Origin of the sequence: Nostoc sp. NMS4, from assembly GCF_017115095.1 — a bacterium.
GTDB lineage: Bacteria > Cyanobacteriota > Cyanobacteriia > Cyanobacteriales > Nostocaceae > Nostoc.
On record NZ_JABXKI010000127.1, the window covers coordinates 1 to 17,107 of the forward strand.

A 17,107-nucleotide genomic window follows, 5' to 3' on the forward strand; every position below is an offset into this window, starting at 1 on the left:
ATACACCACTGCGTTGTCTATTGCCTTCTAGCGCCATAACTTTACCATAAAGTTCGAGCTTGGCGGGCGGAATCGGAGAACCATCAAAATCGATTCCCTGTGCGATCGCTTCATCAATCGCATCAGCACCTGTAGTAGTTTGATTCCCTGGGTTAGTTTCGGTAGGCATGGTAATTTTCTCTTCTTCGCTATGGGTAGATTTTACCAGCCTTGCTGACACCAAAGCCGCCAACCCTCAAACTCACGTTAGATTAATTACGAGCTTGTCGCGTCACCACACCACCAACAAATGCCCCTAAGATAGTGCCTGTCCATAGTCCTGTGGTGCTACCTTGCCATATTGCTCCTGGTGTCATCCAAGCGTTGCACATCTCCTTTAAACCCCAAGGTTGACTTTGGCACTTTTGGCTATGAAGCATCATGGTGATTTGCCCACTAGTGTAAGCACCAAAAAAACCTGATGATAGAGCCAATAAAGTGCAAATTAAGATTCTATTTTTTGTCATTATGCCCAATGCCCAATGCCCCATTCCCAATCAACCAGTATTTCTCATCCCAGCAGCAATCCCATTAATAGTTAACAATGCTCCTCGCAGTAACTCGCCTTTGCTATAACGAGAATGAATGACTCCAGAAGTAGCAGTAGTACTTTGGGACTGCCGTAGACGCTTGAGTAGCGAAACTTGGATAAATCCCAAGGGGACAATTGTGCCATTGCGTAACTGTACAGATCGTTGCAATATAGGATCGCCATCTAACAGTCGATTGTGATCGGTGATTTTTAACACCAAATCTCTTGTGAGATAGAACTCGCTAGCAATTTGGTCAAACACCTTGTCAAAGCGGAGTCGGTCTTCTGGTTTTGAGAGTTCCTGGACGTAGTGGTGTGCCATTTGCATATCTACTTTTGCCAAGGTCATCTCGGCCTTAGAAATCACCATCTTGAAGAAGGGCCACTTCACGTAAAAGTAGCGCAGTAATTTCAAGTGTTCTTCTGGTTCTTCGTTCAAGAATTCTTGTAAAGCTGTGCCAACGCCATACCAGGAAGGCAGCAAAAAGCGAGTTTGTGTCCAGCTAAATACCCAAGGAATAGCTCGCAAACTACTTAAATCTTTCTTACCAGATGGACGGCGGGCGGGACGGGAACTAATTTGTAGTTGGCTAATTTCTTCAATGGGAGTTACTTCGTGGAAGAAATCAACAAAATCAGGCTGTTCGTAGATTAAAGCACGATAATGTTGACGCGATCGCGCTGCTAATTCTTCCATAATCTCATTCCAGGGTTCAATATCATCAAACCCTGTCCGCAATAAGCTAGCTTGAATCACAGCAGTTGTAATGGTTTCCATGTGGTACAATGCCAAGTCCAACAAGGAATATTTGGAAGCTAAAACTTCTCCTTGTTCGGTAATCTTGATTCGCCCATTGATACTATGACCCGGTTGAGCCAAAATCGCTTCGTAAGCGGGGCCGCCTCCTCGTCCTACAGAACCGCCGCGTCCGTGGAAAATCCGCAAATTCAGATCGTAGTTTTCTGCTATTTGTTGCAGTGATTTTTGAGCTTTATGGATTTCCCAGTTGCTACTTAAAAAACCAGAGTCTTTGTTGCTGTCAGAATACCCCAGCATGACTTCTTGCAAGTTGGGGGTGAGGGGGGAGGAGGCAGGGGAGCAGGGGAGCAGAGGAGCAGGGGAGGCAGGGGGGGAGGAATTTTCATCTGCACCTTCTGTTTTTGTCTGTTCGTAACCACCAGCTAATAAAGCGCGATATAAGGGCAATTCAAACAGTTTCCGCATGACGCTTCTGGAGCGTTGTAAATCTTCTACTGTCTCAAATAGGGGGACTACTTGAATGGTTCCGACGGCTATGGCGGGGTCAAAAAGTCTGGCTTCTTTGGCTAAGAGTAGTACTTCCAGTACGTCGCTTACGTCGCGGCACATACTGATAATGTAAGTTTGGCAGATGTTAAGACCAAATTCTTGTTGGAGCGATCGCACGATGCGAAAAGTTTCTATTACATCGTTGGTTTTTTCGGAAAATGGCAATTCTGCGGGAATTAATGGCCGGCGGGTTTGCAGTTCGCCTGTGAGCCAAGCAACTCTCTGCTCCTCGGATAGTTCGTTGTAAGGTTGGGGTAATATTTGCAGGTATTCGAGGATCTCATTGAGCGCGTCGGCGTGACGAGATGATTCTTGGCGGATATCTAACTGTGTCAAGTTAAAGCCAAAAATTTCTACCTGACAGATCAGATTTTCTAATTCTCGACAACTTAAACCTGTTTCTGTTAAGTTGCGCTGAATCATCCGCAGTTCTGCTAAAAAATAGTCTCCCGAAAGATACAGGGGGCTATCTTGATTTGTTGGCGTTTCCCGATTGTACAAAGAAAGATTGCGATCGCGGGTATTTTCTAGCCGTTTCAGCACGTAAGCTAGTTTCAGCCGATAGGGTTCTTGTCGATAACGTAGTGCCAGTGCGTCGTAGACTTCACTCAACTGGGACTGATCCAATTCTAGAGATTCTAGTAAGTCAGGTAAAACATCACTCCAGTGCATCGACACACTCAACAATTCAATCAGATTTTTCACTGACTGAATATATCTCCCTAGCACCATTTTGCGCTGATAGCAAGCAGTTTTCCAGGTGATTTCGGGTGTCACTGATGGGTTTCCATCTCTATCTGAGCCTACCCAGGAGCCAAAAGAGCAAAAGTTTTTACTCGGTGGTTCTAGCCAAGGAAAGGTATTGGATAGGGTGTGTTTGAAACGTTTATAAAGTTGGGGAATCCCATCAAATAAAACTTCTTGGAAGTAGTGCAGGGCATAATCTACTTCATCTAGCACTGTGGGTTTGAATTGGTGAAGTTCGTCTGTACGCCACCACAAGCGAATCTCTTCGAGCAATTGTTCGCGGACATCTGCTGCTTCCCAAGGGTACGCTCCTGGTGTAGTCCCAGAATGGTTTTCCAAAGCATCCAGTTTTTGTAAAAGTTGTACTACCTGTCGCTGCTTATCCCGGATGGTATGACGAACAATTTCCGTCGGATGCGCTGTGAAAACTAAGCGCACATCCAGATGTGTAATTAGACGTTGAATTTGTTGGGGTGGTACATTCAGTTTGAATAAATAGGGAAACAAGGCAGCAAAAGTACCTTTTGGTTTGACTTGCGCTTTTTCGAGATAATTCTTTTTGAGGAAGGCTGCTGCTATTCCCTTGCTAACAGGCGCGTCATCTTCTCTTTGATTAGACGAATAGTTGACATTGGCTGGGGTTTCTGGCTCTATAGCCTCTGTTTCTGCCTCATAACGACTCAATTGCTGCCGTTGTTCGTATTCCTGCTCGATGATGTTAATCAACTGAAAATACAGAGCGAAAGCACGAGCCGCACGAATTGCTTCGTTGATATTTAGTTGTTCAATTAATTTGACGGCTGAAGATGCTTGGTCATTTGTTGCTTGTCCTTCTGGCGAACATAAATCGCGCAACTGACGCAACAAGTCTACCATATTTTGACCACATTCTTGCCGGAGAACTGACTCCCACAATTCTTCCACTACCTGGAGACGATGGCGCAAAAATAATTCCGACACCGGGTATATATCCGCAGTTTGAGACGAAGAGTATAAAAGGGAACCCATATTCTCTATTCTTGTAAAGCTAATTACTGTTTACGGTTCTAGGTTTTGCACTTAATGCTCACCGGGTTGTTCCTGAGCAAATAATTATTTGGTGTATATCTTCTCATCTTGATTGATTTCGGGTTCATCTGGGAAATCTAGATTGGGTAGGCGATCGCCGCGAAATAATTCTTCACTGGCTTCTCCTATGGCTTCTAGCGCTCTGAGTGTCGTTTTTCCGGTAATCAGCAGCAGTAATATAGACGCTGTACCTATTTGTAAAAGGAACGATTGAGGAATGGGAAATAAATCCAGATTGGATGTGGGTTTAGTTGAAGACTGTTGGTTGGTAGGAGGCATTGCTAATTTTTGATTATGGGAATTATGGCTAGAGACGCGATTAATCGCTTTTGTTTAGGAGAGACGCGATTAATCGCGTCTGTACAAGAAAAAGAAGTTAGGAGTTAGGATGACTCCAACAATAAAAGGATGGAGTTGAAATGAGATAAGCTTATTGTTTGTTTCAGCCATCAGGGGCGTTAGGGCAGTGGCACACAAGTCCGGCTTTAAAGGACAAGTCATCAGTCAGTCATATAGAATTATTCTGACTCCTAACTCCTGACTCTTGTACAGACGCGATTCATCGCGTCTCTCCTAACTCCTAACTTCTGATTTTTGACTCCCTATTAGTAAAATAAACGCAAAACTCAACATTAGTCAGACTTGCAACCTATACAAAACTATCTTGTACGATTTTGTGAGCTACGAAGGTAACAAAATTGTTAAAAAAAACCGTCAGAGTGTGATAGACAGATGGTTCTAGTTTACAAGTGCAGGTACTATTCCCCAACCATCGCTTCCTGTAAAGTTAACTGAGCATGAAAACAGTATTACCAGATCGCCAGCAATCCTTAGTGCAATGGGTAAGCCAAGCAACAGGGATCAACACTTTCGGAGTGAAAGTCCGGTTGCGGGGAAATGACCTTCATATTCTTTGTGAAGGTACGGAATGTCCGCAGCGTTGGCGTACTTTGTCTGACTTGCTGCAAGCATTACAGCAAACAAACTTAGATATTCTCACAAGCAGCGAACAAACCTCAATATATCAAGTATTTGTCTATGGCCGCAGAAAAGGGGAACAGCGCCCCTCATGGTGCCATCGAGTTCACTTGAATCAAATAGATAAGCATCTCGATCAGGTGCAACAAGCGCTGCTAGAAGATTCGGAAAAATCAAAACAATCGGGTGGGGCGCTAATTGTCTCTAACGAAAGTTTGGCACGTCAAGGGAATCCAGAGGCGATCGCTCGATATCTCAGCGAAACTCTGAGTACGCTAGGTGTATCAGTACAGGTAAAGATTAAGCCATATAAGCCCAAGAATTCTCAGCCAGAAGAAAATCGCCTGTGGATATTTTGCCAGTCAAGCTATAGCCCTGATGCATCCTTGCTCGCCGAACCAATAGCACAAAAGTTGCGTTATCTCAAGCTTTCCGGCTACCAAGATGCGGTAATTGTTTCTCAGGTAAGCGGCGAAACTGTCCCTGATTGGCTGTTGCGGATAGATTTGACACCACCAGAGGTGATGCTTAAAGAGTGGGCGCGTTGGGGTGATATCCAAGCGATCGCGCGATTATTAACTGAGGTACTATCAGCATTAAAAGTTGGCGTGCAAGTTTCTCTCAAAGAGTCAACGCTACATATTTTTTGTATCCCCGCTTTTGATCCTTTAGGAACCGCCCCAATCCCAGACAAGGGAGTGTGCTTAGAGGCGATTTTACCGCAGCTAGAAGCGATCGCTCCTCAAGGCATTCTCGCCGCCACCATCTACGGACAAAAAGCAGGTGACAAGGAACCGACTTGGGTTGATTGGCTATCTTTACCCGCAGCAAACTATCCCACCTTTGCCATATCGCCCCTAGATTTGGCAAATACTGGCGATGAAGCAGCGATCGTATTTTTACTAGAGCGCTTACTCAATCCTGATTTGGATTGGCGACTATTGACAGGTGGAATTCGCGTACTTTTACTGAACAAAAATGGTTTATTACACATTATGTGTGATGCACCTGTTTGCCCACAGCGGCAACAAGTCGCAAGTAAAATTACGCAGTTTATCCGCCATTTAAAAATTCCCGGTATTATGGGAGTACGTGTCTACGGTCGCCGTGCCGGGAATAAAGAACCTTTTTGGCATTATGGCCTCGATCTTGAACATCGCCAACGTTTAGTACCAGAAGCAACCCCAGAATTTGCTGCTACTTCTATATACATTAACGATTTAGTAACCCCTGAAACTAGTGAGCCAATTTTGCGCCCAGAGTTAACGACAGAAGAAGTTCAAAGTTTTGTAACAGAAGTAGCGCGAGATTGGATGGCAACGGCGAGTTCAACTGCGAGAAAATTCCTGTTGAAAAGCCAGCTATTTAGCGAAAGCAAGCAGTCAGCCGAACCTAACGCTGATGTTCAAGGAATTAAAGTTGCTCTGGTTTGGGGAACACTGGGATTATTGCTCACCCTCCAAACTGATTGGGTATTGGGTCGAATTATTGCACTGAATACGCCCAGTTCGCCAAAAGTTGCTAATGCCACCCTCCCATCATCTTCTGAGCAAAAGGCATCTTTGACATCTGGGAAAAATCAGAATCAGAAAACGACATTTTTTAGCAGCACTTCCAAGACGAAATCCTCGCCAAATCAGAGTTCTGTATTTAACGCTTCGGAATTTACCCAGAGTGATGATACCCCAAAAAATAATTTGGCAGCCGCACCACTGAAGGAAAAAGCAACCGCAACAGCTATTCTTTTAGCAGCGCGATCGCAGATGCCAAGTTTTAATGTCAGACAGTTAGACGAGCAACTAGCACTGTATAAACAGCGTTTAGCTAGAACTGGTAGTCCCCCAGATATATTGATTATTGGCTCCTCCCGCGCCCTCAGAGGAGTAGATCCCGCAGCACTTTCTAAAGCTTTAGCGACTCAGGGCTATCCAAATCTGGATGTATTTAACTTTGGGATCAACGGTGCTACAGCACAAGTTGTAGACTTTGTGATTCTTCACGTACTGGAACCATCAGAACTACCCAAAATAATTATCTGGGCAGATGGTGCGCGTGCTTTCAACGGTGGACGCGAAGATATTACCTTTAAATCGCTGGCTGCATCAGCTGGTTATAAACAAGCATTTCAAAAAACACCAACAACTGCAATTAGCAATGATTCGCCAGAAAATACAGTAAATTCGGGAGAACAAAAAACAAACGAAGAAAAACAGGAAGTTAGTACATATCAAGCTGTCAATGACTCGTTAAATCAGGCTTTAGCATCTCTTTCAGCTAGCTATCAAAACCGCGACCAAATTAAAAGTTTACTCCAAAAAGAACTGCTTTTATTTGGTCAGAATCAGACAGTTACATCAGAAAAACAGGTGACAGACGGTACTTCCGATGAAAGTATTTCCCAGCAAGCGGTTGACTTTGATGGCTTTTTACCCTTGTCTATTCGCTTTAATCCTGCTAGATACTATCAAAAACATTCGAGAGTTCCCGGAAATTATGACAACGACTATAAATCTTTCCAAGTAGAAGGACAGCAAGATACTGCTTTTCAAGAAGTGCTTCAGTTTACCCAGTCTCAGAAAATTTCTTTAGTCTTTGTCAATATGCCTCTGACGGGAGATTATTTAGATCCAGTGCGTAAACAATATGAGCAAGAATTTCAGCAATATATGTTGCGTTTAGCTACTAATCCCAACTTTATTTATCGTGATTTGAGCCAACAGTGGCCAAAAGCAAATGACTTCTTTTCCGATCCTAGCCACCTCAACCGCTTTGGTGCATACGAAGTCTCGAAAAAATTGGCTAACGATCCGATGATTCCTTGGCCGGTGAAGTAGGGAATGGGGACTGGGGAGATGAGGGAGAAATCAATTCAAAATTCAAAATTCAAAATTCAAAATTAAAGAACTCCTGCCTCCTCATGCCCAATAACAAATGACAAATGACAAATGACAAATGACAAATGACAAATGACTAAAAAATGAACTTTATATCAATTTTCTATGGGCTGTTCTTGTTGAGTGTGTTAGGAATTTACTGGTCTTTAGCACAACATAAATTTCGATTGTGGACGCTGCTAATTGCCAGTTTGGTTTTCTATGCATCTTTGCACATCCAATACATACCATTACTATTAGCATTGACGTTTATTAATTTTCGGGTGGGGCTAGAAATTGGGAATAATACATCACCAGGAAAACATTCTCTTGACTGGCAAATTTCTAATGAAGAGTGGCAATTTGCTCAAGTTGATTGGAATCGTCGCCGTCTAAAAGTTTTATGGCTGGGTATAAGTCTAAATGTTTTACTGTTATTAGCTTTTAAGTATTTTACCCCTTTATTCAAGTTTGTTTTTCATGTCCAAACAAACTCACCAGATAACTCTTTTAAATTAATTGCACCATTGGGAATTTCATTTTTCACCTTTGAATGTATTGCTTATTTAATAGATGTTTATCGCGGTGCCCCTGCTACTGATAATTTTCTCAAATTTGCTACATACAAATTATTTTTCGCCAAACTGATTTCAGGGCCGATTACGCGCTACCACAACTTAGCTAATCAATTTAATACACTCGAATTACCCGGTAGCAATAGAGTCGCTGAAGCACTATGGTTAATTGCTAGGGGTGCAGTCAAAAAAGGTATTTTTGCAGACCACTTGGGAATTTTTGTCGATTTATGTTTTGGTAATTTGCAACGAGCAGGTAGTACCGATCTCTGGTTAGCTACATTCGCTTATGGCTTGCAGTTATATCTAGATTTTAACGGTTATGTAGACATCGCCCGTGGTACTGCTATGCTTTTTGGCTTGGTTCTACCTGAGAATTTTGACTTTCCCTATTTCAGCACCAATATTTCCGAATTTTGGCGGCGTTGGCATATCACTCTCGGAGATTGGCTGCGAAACTATGTCTACTTTCCTTTGGGTGGTTCCCGTCGAGGTTTAATCCGTACCTGCTGGAATTTATTTATTGTGATGGTAATCGCTGGTATCTGGCACGGTGCTGCTTTGGGTTATGTAGTTTGGGGCATATTCCACGGATTAGCTTTGGTGGTTCATCGACTTACAGATTCTCTAAGCGATCGCTTTGAAAAATTAGAACAATTCTGGCAAAATCCTCTGGGTATCTTTGTCGCTTGGTTCTTAACTCAACTGATGGTTTTTACCTCTTGGATTTGGTTCCGTCTACCTAATCTCCAAGACTCTTCTTTAGTAATTCGGCATCTTTGGGGTTATCCGGCTGACGCTCAATTTGCCCAAAAAGTCTATGTGGAAGCCTTAAATATGAGCCAATCCCAACTTACTTGGGTACTTCTAGCTTTAGCTACCCTGATGGCTGTAGTTTATGCCTTCAACCGAATGCTGAAGTTAGAGTTTAACTGGCCTCTCAAGCTTGTCTTTGTTCCCATCTGTTTCTACGCTGTTTGGTTATTAGCCCCTGAAGGCAGTTTGCCCTACATCTACTTTGATTTTTAAAGTCAACTTCAATTCGCACTTCCAAGTCGGATACTTGCTCTAACCCTTGTCCACACTTAAGATTGCTCATTTCCTTTGATTTGTATCTGTCTGCTTAGAGATTGTAGTGGTAGTAACCTCCAACTCATCGTACTTCTTGACTTTGTAGATAAAAGTCGAGAGTAACCAACTTAATACAAAGATGCCAATGATCAAGTAGCCAATTGTGCCAAAATTATCACTTAGTTCACTAATAAAATTCCAAAATGAACCTTTGAGTTCTAACTGATCGCCAATGATGCTCAGAGCTTCAATCCCTCCGATGATTACAGCCACCAGTACAGAAACAAAGGTGATGGTCATATTATAGTAAAGCTTGCGGATTGGTTTGACGTAAGCCCAGCCATAAGCACCAAGCATTAAAATGCCGTCAGTAGTGTCAACTAGGGACATACCTGCTGTGAACAAAGCTGGGAACAATAAGATCGACCAAATCGGCAGACCTTTAGCTGCCTGACTTGCAGAGATCCCAAGCAGTCCTACCTCAGTCGCGGTATCGAAGCCTAAACCGAAAAGAAACCCCAAAGGGTACATTTTCCAGCTACTATCTATCAACCGAAACAAGGGACGGAAGAAGCGACCTAACAATCCACGTTGGTTCAAAAATTCATCTAAGGACTGATCGTCGTAGATTCCTCCCCGCTTTACGCTTTGGAAGGTTTTATAGACATCCCAGAGAACCACCATATTAATCGCTGCAATTGCCAGTAGGAAAAGCGCAGAAACAGTAGTGCCAATTAACCCACCAACCTTTTGAAAGTTAGGAAAATCCTTTTGGATGGTTGCGGCGGTCAAAGCGATCGCAACAGAGGCTAAAACTACAATGGTGGAATGACCCAGTGAGAAAAAGAACCCAACAGAAACAGGTCGTTTGTTCTCCTGCATCAATTTACGGGTAACATTGTCAATCGCCGCAATATGATCGGCATCTACAGCATGACGTAGACCAAAGCTATAAGCTAATACGGCAGTGCCAAGCAGAAGGGGGTAGCTGTGGAATGCAATGAGGGCAACTACCCAAACCAAAATATTCACACTAATCAGGAATGCATAAATATTGATAACTTTACGTCTAACGTTTCTGGAACTATCGTTGAAAACACGCAAAAAACCTGATAACATACATTTCCTCTTTAAAGACACATTTTTGTGTAGTGAAAACTAATCGGACTGTATTAGCAGCGAAAAACTGAGCCTAACTATTTAGTTTAGACTCGTGAAGATTATTTAAGAGATGTAACTTTTTAATAAAACCTATTAGGATAAAAACTGCAATCCTCTAGGGGGGCATTTCAAGATTTGATTAAGGTTTAAAATTTTCCCCACCGAATGATTGTAAAGAAGTGTAAAGGCAAGGAAGTATTACAGCACGGCGGAAATCGACTTACTATTTCAATCAAAATTAACTGCTTAATTGATTAAGCCCCTTGTTAAAGGCAAACTTCCGCCATAGTCTAATAGGCGATCTCATGATTGAAAGTGATAGTTACTTTAGTCTTGAAATGCCTTACAAAGCCTGAATCTATTACTTTTGTCATTATTATTTAATAGTAGGAAAAATTTCCAGTTCGATGAGCTTGTTAAAGAATTCTGTTACAGAATATTAAGTCACAGATTGCATCCAAGTAAATTCATGTAGAGTATATTTCAACAGGCGAAATAAAATTTGCTTGTTCCATATTTAACAACCCATAGCACTTATAAAACCATGACCACAACCTTACAACGGCGCTCTGGCGCTAGCGTATGGGATCGCTTCTGCGAGTGGATCACCAGCACCGAAAACCGTATATATATCGGTTGGTTCGGCGTTTTGATGATTCCTACCCTGCTAGCTGCGACCACCTGCTTCGTAATTGCTTTCATCGCTGCTCCTCCTGTAGACATCGATGGTATCCGCGAACCAGTTGCAGGTTCTTTGATCTACGGAAACAACATCATCTCTGGTGCAGTTGTTCCTTCTTCAAACGCCATCGGTTTGCACTTTTACCCAATTTGGGAAGCTGCTTCCTTAGACGAGTGGTTGTACAACGGCGGCCCTTACCAATTGGTAGTTTTCCACTTCTTGATTGGCTGCGCTACTTACCTCGGTCGTCAGTGGGAACTTTCTTACCGCTTAGGGATGCGTCCTTGGATCTGCGTAGCTTACAGCGCACCTTTGGCTTCCGCTACCGCAGTATTCTTGATCTACCCAATCGGTCAAGGTTCATTCTCTGATGGTATGCCTTTGGGTATCTCTGGAACCTTCAACTTCATGATTGTGTTCCAAGCAGAACATAACATCTTGATGCACCCCTTCCACATGTTAGGTGTGGCTGGTGTATTCGGCGGTAGCTTGTTCTCAGCAATGCACGGTTCTCTAGTAACTTCTTCCTTGGTGCGTGAAACCACCGAAACCGAATCTCTAAACTACGGTTACAAGTTCGGTCAAGAAGAAGAAACCTACAACATCGTTGCAGCCCACGGCTACTTCGGTCGTTTAATTTTCCAATACGCATCATTTCAAAACAGCCGTCAATTGCACTTCTTGCTCGCAGCTTGGCCTGTCATTGGTATCTGGTTTACCGCTTTGGGTATCAGCACGATGGCATTCAACCTGAACGGTTTCAACTTCAACCAATCAATCATTGACTCCCAAGGTCGCGTTATCAGCACTTGGGCAGACGTAATCAACCGCGCTAACTTGGGTATGGAAGTAATGCACGAGCGTAACGCTCACAACTTCCCCCTAGATTTGGCTGCTGGTGAAATTACACCTGTAGCAATGACTGCTCCTGCAATCAACGGTTAATATTTCAGTATTAGCTGAATAAAAAGCGCTCTCCAGAAATGGGGAGCGTTTTTTTGTTGGGGCATGGTAGATTCAAACTACAACTCCTATGGATGAGGAATTAGGTAATGACGGTTTCCGTGGAACATGGCTTAAATAATAGCGCTTTTATCCCTCCTTTAGAAAGTGGCGATCGCTTAACCCGCTACGAATTCGAGCGACGTTATACAGCAATGCCCGATAAAAAAGCAGAATTAATCGAAGGAGTAGTTTACGTGGCATCACCTCTGCGTTTTAGAAGTCATGGCCAACCTCATGGACAGTTAATTACCTGGTTGGGAGTTTATCAAGTTTTTACCCCAGGCGTAGCGCTAGGCGATAATGCTACCGTGCGCTTGGATTTAGACAATGAACCACAGCCTGATGTTTTGCTGTTGATAGAAAAAGCAGACAGGGGACAGGCACAAATAAGTGAAGATGATTACATAGAAGGCGCACCGGAATTAGTCGCAGAAGTAGCAGCTAGTAGTGCATCTATTGATTTATACGACAAAAAACGCGCCTACCGTCGCAACGGAGTACAAGAATACATCGTCTGGCAAACTTTAGAAAATAAACTCGACTGGTTTTCTTTACAAAATGGTGAATATTTGCCACTCGTAGCAGATGCAGATGGGGTGATTAAAAGTAGGGTATTTCCAGGTTTGTGGTTAGCTGTCACCTCACTCCTCACAGGAGACATGACGACAGTTTTAGCAGTGCTGCAACAAGGGTTAAATTCAAAAGAACACACGGAGTTTGTGGCGCGGTTAGCTTAGTCAGATTTCATACAAGTGCTTTGAAAAACACAAATATTTATATAGATAAAATATTAAAAAATATCTGGTGTATTTGGGTACAATTACTAAATTGTTACTCATTTATATTAGTAAACTGCATTGGTATAAATAAAAAATGTTTACACTGACTATAAATCTCAGATTTTAGTTTTTGTCTCAATTCAATATAAAATCTAAAACTTAAAATCCAAAATCAACATGACAGACCTAACTCCTAATTCTAGTTTTAGTTTGACACTGCGCTTGCAGATTCCCAATCGTATAGGGATGTTAGCGTCAATAACCCAGGCGATCGCAACTACTGGCGGTAATCTCGGTCAAATTGATTTAATCGAGCAAACCCGCAAAGAATCCACCCGTGATCTGACTGTGGATGCAGCTAGTACCGAACACGCTGAAACCATTGTGCAAGCAATCAAAGCCCTGCCAGACATCAAGTTACTCAGTGTTTACGATCGCACCTTTAATTTGCATCGCGGCGGCAAAATCAGCATTACCAGTAGAATTCCCCTGAAGAGTGTTTCCGATTTGGCAATGGCTTACACACCCGGAGTCGGTCGAATTTGTACAGCGATCGCTCAAGATCCAGAGGAAGTTTACAACTTAACCATCAAACAAAACACCGTTGCCATTGTTACCGATGGTAGTGCCGTTTTAGGTTTGGGAAATCTCGGCCCAGCCGCCGCCTTACCAGTCATGGAAGGGAAAGCAATGCTGTTTAAGGAATTTGCGGGGCTGGATGCTTTTCCCATCTGTCTCGCCACCCAAGATACAGAAGAAATTATCCAGACAGTCAAGAATATTGCGCCAGTTTTTGGGGGTGTGAATTTAGAGGATATCGCTGCACCTCGCTGCTTTGAAATCGAAAAGAGATTGCGCGAAGAGTTAGATATCCCCGTTTTTCACGATGACCAGCATGGTACAGCAATTGTCACCTTGGCAGCATTGTTTAATTCCCTGAAACTGGTACATAAATCAATGGCGGAAATCAAGATCGTGATTAACGGTGCTGGGGCGGCGGGAGTAGCGATCGCTCGGTTACTTCGCAAAGCAGGGGCAGAAAAAATCTGGATGTGCGACTCAAAAGGGATTATCTCTACCAACCGCACCGATTTAACCGAGGAAAAACTTGAATTTGCTGTCAAAGGTCAGGGTACATTAGCGGGTGCAATGCAAGGTGCAGATGTGTTTATTGGAGTCAGCGCACCAGGAGTTTTGACACCAGAAATGGTGCAATCAATGGCCAAAGATCCGATTGTATTTGCAATGGCAAATCCGATTCCAGAGATTCAGCCAGAATTAATCAGTAAAGATGTGGCAATCATCGCTACCGGTCGCAGTGATTACCCAAATCAAATTAATAACGTCCTCGCTTTTCCGGGAGTATTTCGTGGTGCTTTAGATTGTCGCGCCCAGACAATTACCATCAAAATGTACCTAGAAGCCGCAAGTGCGATCGCCTCTTTAGTCAAGCCTTCAGACTTGAATCGGGAGCATATTATTCCTTCCGTATTTGATGAGCGCGTTGTCACTGCTGTTGCTGCTGCTGTGCAACGCGCAGCGCGTGAAGAAGGCATCGCTCGGAATTAATTAAGGGACTTCCAAATAAAAAAATATCCAATTAATTCTTGTGGGGTGGGCAACATGAGCGCACTATGAACTGGGCGCTCATGTTGCCCACCCCACAATATTGGATAATTTATTTCTTGGAGTTCCCTTAGCCAATCCCTACCCGCTTGGTTGATGGCAAGCAGCGCAAGAAGTACATTGGCTACACCAGAACCCTGTCCAGTTTGTCCGGTCTTGAGCAATTGGGTAGGAAGATAAATTTTCGTAGTACCAGCCGTGCCAAAAGGAGAAATATAGCCATCTTCTCTTTCTGCCCTTGACCGCTTGGTTTCGTCAGTAATAGCATAAGTGATCTATATTTTTAATTTTTGTTTCTGAGGTTGGAGACAATTTTTCTACCTCTAAAATATTTTAGATTTTTTTGATTGTCTCACTTTTTCGACTGGAAGCTTCTAAGTATTTTTACTCAGGTATATCCAAGAACAACTCTGTATTACTTTATGCTACTTTTGAAGTGCGGAATGTGGGTTACATGAGCGTGTTTGACAAATTTGGTTTTGGGTTGCGAGTGCGATCGCGTTTACTCACCAGAATTTACCCCTTTGAGTCGTTCCTCGGTATTAATGGGAAGCCCATAGTTGAACATGAAGTTCGCGAAGTGAAGCGAACGGAACGCGATGCCTACGGCGGCAAGCTACGCAAAAATGGAGAAACTACCGTCACGCGGTTAGCAGGTGACACCAAACGAATTAAACGCAACCGCAGCCGCGACACTTTCAAAATGCGTTTGGGTATGGGTACTGTTCTGGAACAGTCGGGGGATGGACTTGTTGAAAAACCCAGTGGTTCCTCACTGTGCCGTATCAGCCTGTGGCAGTACGTCTTGACCGACGTTGAAACTGGGAGGCTACCAAGCAATGACAAGAAATAACACGATTTGCTGACAAGCTCAGAGGCTTCAGCCGTGAGTAGAAGCAAACGGCAGTTTTATTTAACTGCTGTGACTAAGTAATGAGTAATAAGTAATAAGTAATGGGTATTTACTTATTACTCATTACTCATTACTCATTACTTTTCAAGAATCTCAGTCACTTTTAGTGCTGAGAGTGTCAACCAACCAAGGAATTGATTGACTACCGCGGCTCACTCAAGGCTAACGTCACTGAACAAGGTGAAAAGCTGCTAGGTGGTAAACACATTCAGGGAAAGCTGATGAGTAAAGTAGTTAACCTGCTGTTCCAGGAATTGTGTAAAATAATTCCTCTGACCTGATGCGATCGCCCTTCATTTAGATGAAGGGTTTTAAATCTCTCAAAGTTCCAGTTACCCTGAATTAAAACATGACTAAGTTGATCGAATACGAAGAAGCCAGCGACGAAGTACGTGCAGTGTATGATGACATCCGCGTTACACGTCAGAATGACTACATTAATAACTTCTGGAAAGCCATAGCCAACCATCCTCCCACCTTACAACGAACGTGGCAAGCATTAAAGGAAGTGATGGTTGGCCCTGGTGAGATCGATCCACTGATGCGCGAACTGATTTATATTGCCGTGAGTGCGACCAATGGCTGTGAGTATTGCATCGCCTCGCACACAGCAGCAGCACGTGCCAAGGGTATGAATGATACTATGTTCGGGGAGCTAATGGCGATCGCAGCTACTGCCAATATGACCAATCGCCTCGCCAACGGCTATCAAATTCCGGTGGACGAAAAATTCAAGACATAGGAATTTAGCCTTGTCTATCCCTGCTTAAAAATAAGGTTTAGCAGAATTATTTACTATGCCCAAGGTTCAGATTAACGGGATTGATTTGTTCTACGACATTAAGGGAACGGGTGAGCCTTTGCTATTAATAGCTGGCTTTCTTTGCGATCATGCTTATTGGTCGCTGATTATGCCATCGCTAGTTTCGCAGTATCAAGTCATTCGCTTAGATAACCGAGGTATGGGGAGAAGTTCTGCTCCCGAAAGTCCCTATAGTTTGAAACAGATGGCTAGTGACGTTGCAGCATTGCTCGATCACATCGGCATTGATCGAGTGCATCTAGCAGGCCATTCAATGGGTAGTCAGATATCCCAAGAGTTAGTGTTAGCACACCCTGAAAAGGTAAAAAGTCTGATGCTACTCTCATCTTTAGCAAAAGGTGATGCATTATTCAATAGTATCATTGAGACTTGGGGCGAACTTCCTAGTAATGTAGACCTAAAACTTTATGAAAAAGTCGTATTACCCTGGATATTTACAGATGCGTTCTACTCAATTCCTGGCATGATCGAAGGTCTGATTGAATTTGCTATTAGATATCCTTTCCCACCTGCAACTCATTCACTTTATCATCACAGCCAAGCAATTCTTAGTAGTCACACAATAGACCGCCTCCAACAAATTCATTGTCCTACCTTAGTTTTAGTTGGCAAACAAGATATTCTCACTCCGCTAAAGTTTTCCCAACAACTTGCTCAAGGTATTCCCAATGCTGAACTTGTAGTCATCGAACGCGGTGGTCATGGCTTCTTAATTGAGTCGCCGGATGCTGTGGTTTCAGCTATGCTTAATTTTTTGGGGAAGTTGAAGCTAGCTTATAGCAATTTTAGATTTTAGATTTTGGATTTTAGATTACTTCCTAAAACCCTGTTTTGAGAATCTCAAATAATACTAACTAAGGAACGTGGATTAAATAAGATGCAAAACTTCATCCTGTCTCTAGCTTCCCTCTCCTTTATAAGGCTAC

The 17,107-nt window shown here is 43.1% G+C and carries 13 protein-coding genes and 1 pseudogene; 9 read left to right on the plus strand and 5 right to left on the minus strand.

Annotation, left to right across the window (positions count from 1 at the left end):
• The 4 genes from HWQ37_RS10160 to HWQ37_RS10175 form a co-directional block, all read right to left on the minus strand.
• Positions 1-169, minus strand: a 169-nt coding sequence (locus HWQ37_RS10160; RefSeq protein WP_292746511.1) for a DUF4090 family protein, incomplete at its 3' end; no start/stop codon positions are given.
• Positions 170-251: 82 nt separating this feature from the next.
• Positions 252-506, minus strand: coding sequence for a hypothetical protein (locus HWQ37_RS10165; RefSeq protein ID WP_292746483.1), 255 nt, complete (start codon positions 504-506; stop codon positions 252-254).
• A gap of 30 nt (positions 507-536) precedes the next feature.
• Positions 537-3,635, minus strand: a complete 3,099-nt coding sequence (locus HWQ37_RS10170) for a phosphoenolpyruvate carboxylase (RefSeq protein WP_292746485.1) — start codon at positions 3,633-3,635, stop codon at positions 537-539.
• 84 nt (positions 3,636-3,719) lie between these two features.
• Positions 3,720-3,974 (minus strand): hypothetical protein, encoded by a 255-nt coding sequence (locus HWQ37_RS10175; RefSeq protein ID WP_292746487.1) that lies wholly within the window; start codon positions 3,972-3,974, stop codon positions 3,720-3,722.
• Between the two features lie 518 nt (positions 3,975-4,492).
• Here HWQ37_RS10175 and HWQ37_RS10180 point away from each other — a divergent pair.
• Entirely contained in the window at positions 4,493-7,507 is a 3,015-nt protein-coding gene (locus HWQ37_RS10180) for a DUF1574 family protein (RefSeq protein ID WP_292746490.1), read from the plus strand.
• A 143-nt stretch (positions 7,508-7,650) separates the two neighbouring features.
• Entirely contained in the window at positions 7,651-9,150 is a 1,500-nt protein-coding gene (locus HWQ37_RS10185) for an MBOAT family O-acyltransferase (protein WP_292746492.1), read from the plus strand.
• Positions 9,151-9,216: 66 nt separating this feature from the next.
• Here the strand turns inward: HWQ37_RS10185 and HWQ37_RS10190 are convergent, their stop codons facing one another.
• A complete protein-coding gene (locus HWQ37_RS10190) occupies positions 9,217-10,311 on the minus strand; it encodes a HoxN/HupN/NixA family nickel/cobalt transporter (protein WP_292746494.1) in 1,095 nt (364 codons plus the stop codon).
• A gap of 586 nt (positions 10,312-10,897) precedes the next feature.
• Between HWQ37_RS10190 and psbA the strand changes: the two genes are divergently transcribed.
• The 7 genes and pseudogenes from psbA (at position 10,898) to HWQ37_RS10225 (ending at position 16,977) form a co-directional block, all read left to right on the plus strand.
• Complete coding sequence (psbA, locus tag HWQ37_RS10195; RefSeq protein WP_292746496.1) at positions 10,898-11,980, plus strand: photosystem II q(b) protein; 1,083 nt, start codon at positions 10,898-10,900, stop codon at positions 11,978-11,980.
• A 107-nt stretch (positions 11,981-12,087) separates the two neighbouring features.
• Complete coding sequence (locus HWQ37_RS10200) at positions 12,088-12,777, plus strand: Uma2 family endonuclease (protein ID WP_292746498.1); 690 nt, start codon at positions 12,088-12,090, stop codon at positions 12,775-12,777.
• A gap of 219 nt (positions 12,778-12,996) precedes the next feature.
• Positions 12,997-14,388, plus strand: coding sequence for a malic enzyme-like NAD(P)-binding protein (locus HWQ37_RS10205; RefSeq protein ID WP_292746500.1), 1,392 nt, complete (start codon positions 12,997-12,999; stop codon positions 14,386-14,388).
• Positions 14,389-14,896: 508 nt separating this feature from the next.
• Positions 14,897-15,286, plus strand: a pseudogene (locus HWQ37_RS10210) (IS110 family transposase); the annotation flags it as partial.
• Positions 15,287-15,492: 206 nt separating this feature from the next.
• Positions 15,493-15,639 carry a hypothetical protein gene (locus HWQ37_RS10215; RefSeq protein WP_292746504.1) on the plus strand — a complete coding sequence of 49 codons (147 nt, stop codon included), beginning with the start codon at positions 15,493-15,495 and terminating at the stop codon, positions 15,637-15,639.
• A 68-nt stretch (positions 15,640-15,707) separates the two neighbouring features.
• Positions 15,708-16,100, plus strand: a complete 393-nt coding sequence (locus HWQ37_RS10220) for a carboxymuconolactone decarboxylase family protein (protein WP_292746506.1) — start codon at positions 15,708-15,710, stop codon at positions 16,098-16,100.
• A 55-nt stretch (positions 16,101-16,155) separates the two neighbouring features.
• The gene (locus tag HWQ37_RS10225) at positions 16,156-16,977 is read left to right on the plus strand and encodes an alpha/beta fold hydrolase (protein WP_292746509.1); all 822 of its coding nucleotides are present in this window, start codon (positions 16,156-16,158) and stop codon (positions 16,975-16,977) included.
• Positions 16,978-17,107 lie beyond the last annotated feature (130 nt).

What these genes read in the sequence shown, in the direction of transcription:
- HWQ37_RS10180 (WP_292746490.1), top strand. Translation starts at nt 4,493, where the DNA reads ATGAAAACAGTATTACCAGATCGCCAGCAATCCTTAGTGCAATGGGTA.
- HWQ37_RS10200 (WP_292746498.1), top strand. Translation starts at nt 12,088, where the DNA reads ATGACGGTTTCCGTGGAACATGGCTTAAATAATAGCGCTTTTATCCCT.
- HWQ37_RS10225 (WP_292746509.1), top strand. Translation starts at nt 16,156, where the DNA reads ATGCCCAAGGTTCAGATTAACGGGATTGATTTGTTCTACGACATTAAG.
- HWQ37_RS10185 (WP_292746492.1), top strand. Translation starts at nt 7,651, where the DNA reads ATGAACTTTATATCAATTTTCTATGGGCTGTTCTTGTTGAGTGTGTTA.
- HWQ37_RS10170 (WP_292746485.1), bottom strand. Translation starts at nt 3,635, where the DNA reads ATGGGTTCCCTTTTATACTCTTCGTCTCAAACTGCGGATATATACCCG.
- HWQ37_RS10165 (WP_292746483.1), bottom strand. Translation starts at nt 506, where the DNA reads ATGACAAAAAATAGAATCTTAATTTGCACTTTATTGGCTCTATCATCA.
- HWQ37_RS10205 (WP_292746500.1), top strand. Translation starts at nt 12,997, where the DNA reads ATGACAGACCTAACTCCTAATTCTAGTTTTAGTTTGACACTGCGCTTG.
- HWQ37_RS10220 (WP_292746506.1), top strand. Translation starts at nt 15,708, where the DNA reads ATGACTAAGTTGATCGAATACGAAGAAGCCAGCGACGAAGTACGTGCA.
- HWQ37_RS10190 (WP_292746494.1), bottom strand. Translation starts at nt 10,311, where the DNA reads ATGTTATCAGGTTTTTTGCGTGTTTTCAACGATAGTTCCAGAAACGTT.
- psbA (WP_292746496.1), top strand. Translation starts at nt 10,898, where the DNA reads ATGACCACAACCTTACAACGGCGCTCTGGCGCTAGCGTATGGGATCGC.
- HWQ37_RS10175 (WP_292746487.1), bottom strand. Translation starts at nt 3,974, where the DNA reads ATGCCTCCTACCAACCAACAGTCTTCAACTAAACCCACATCCAATCTG.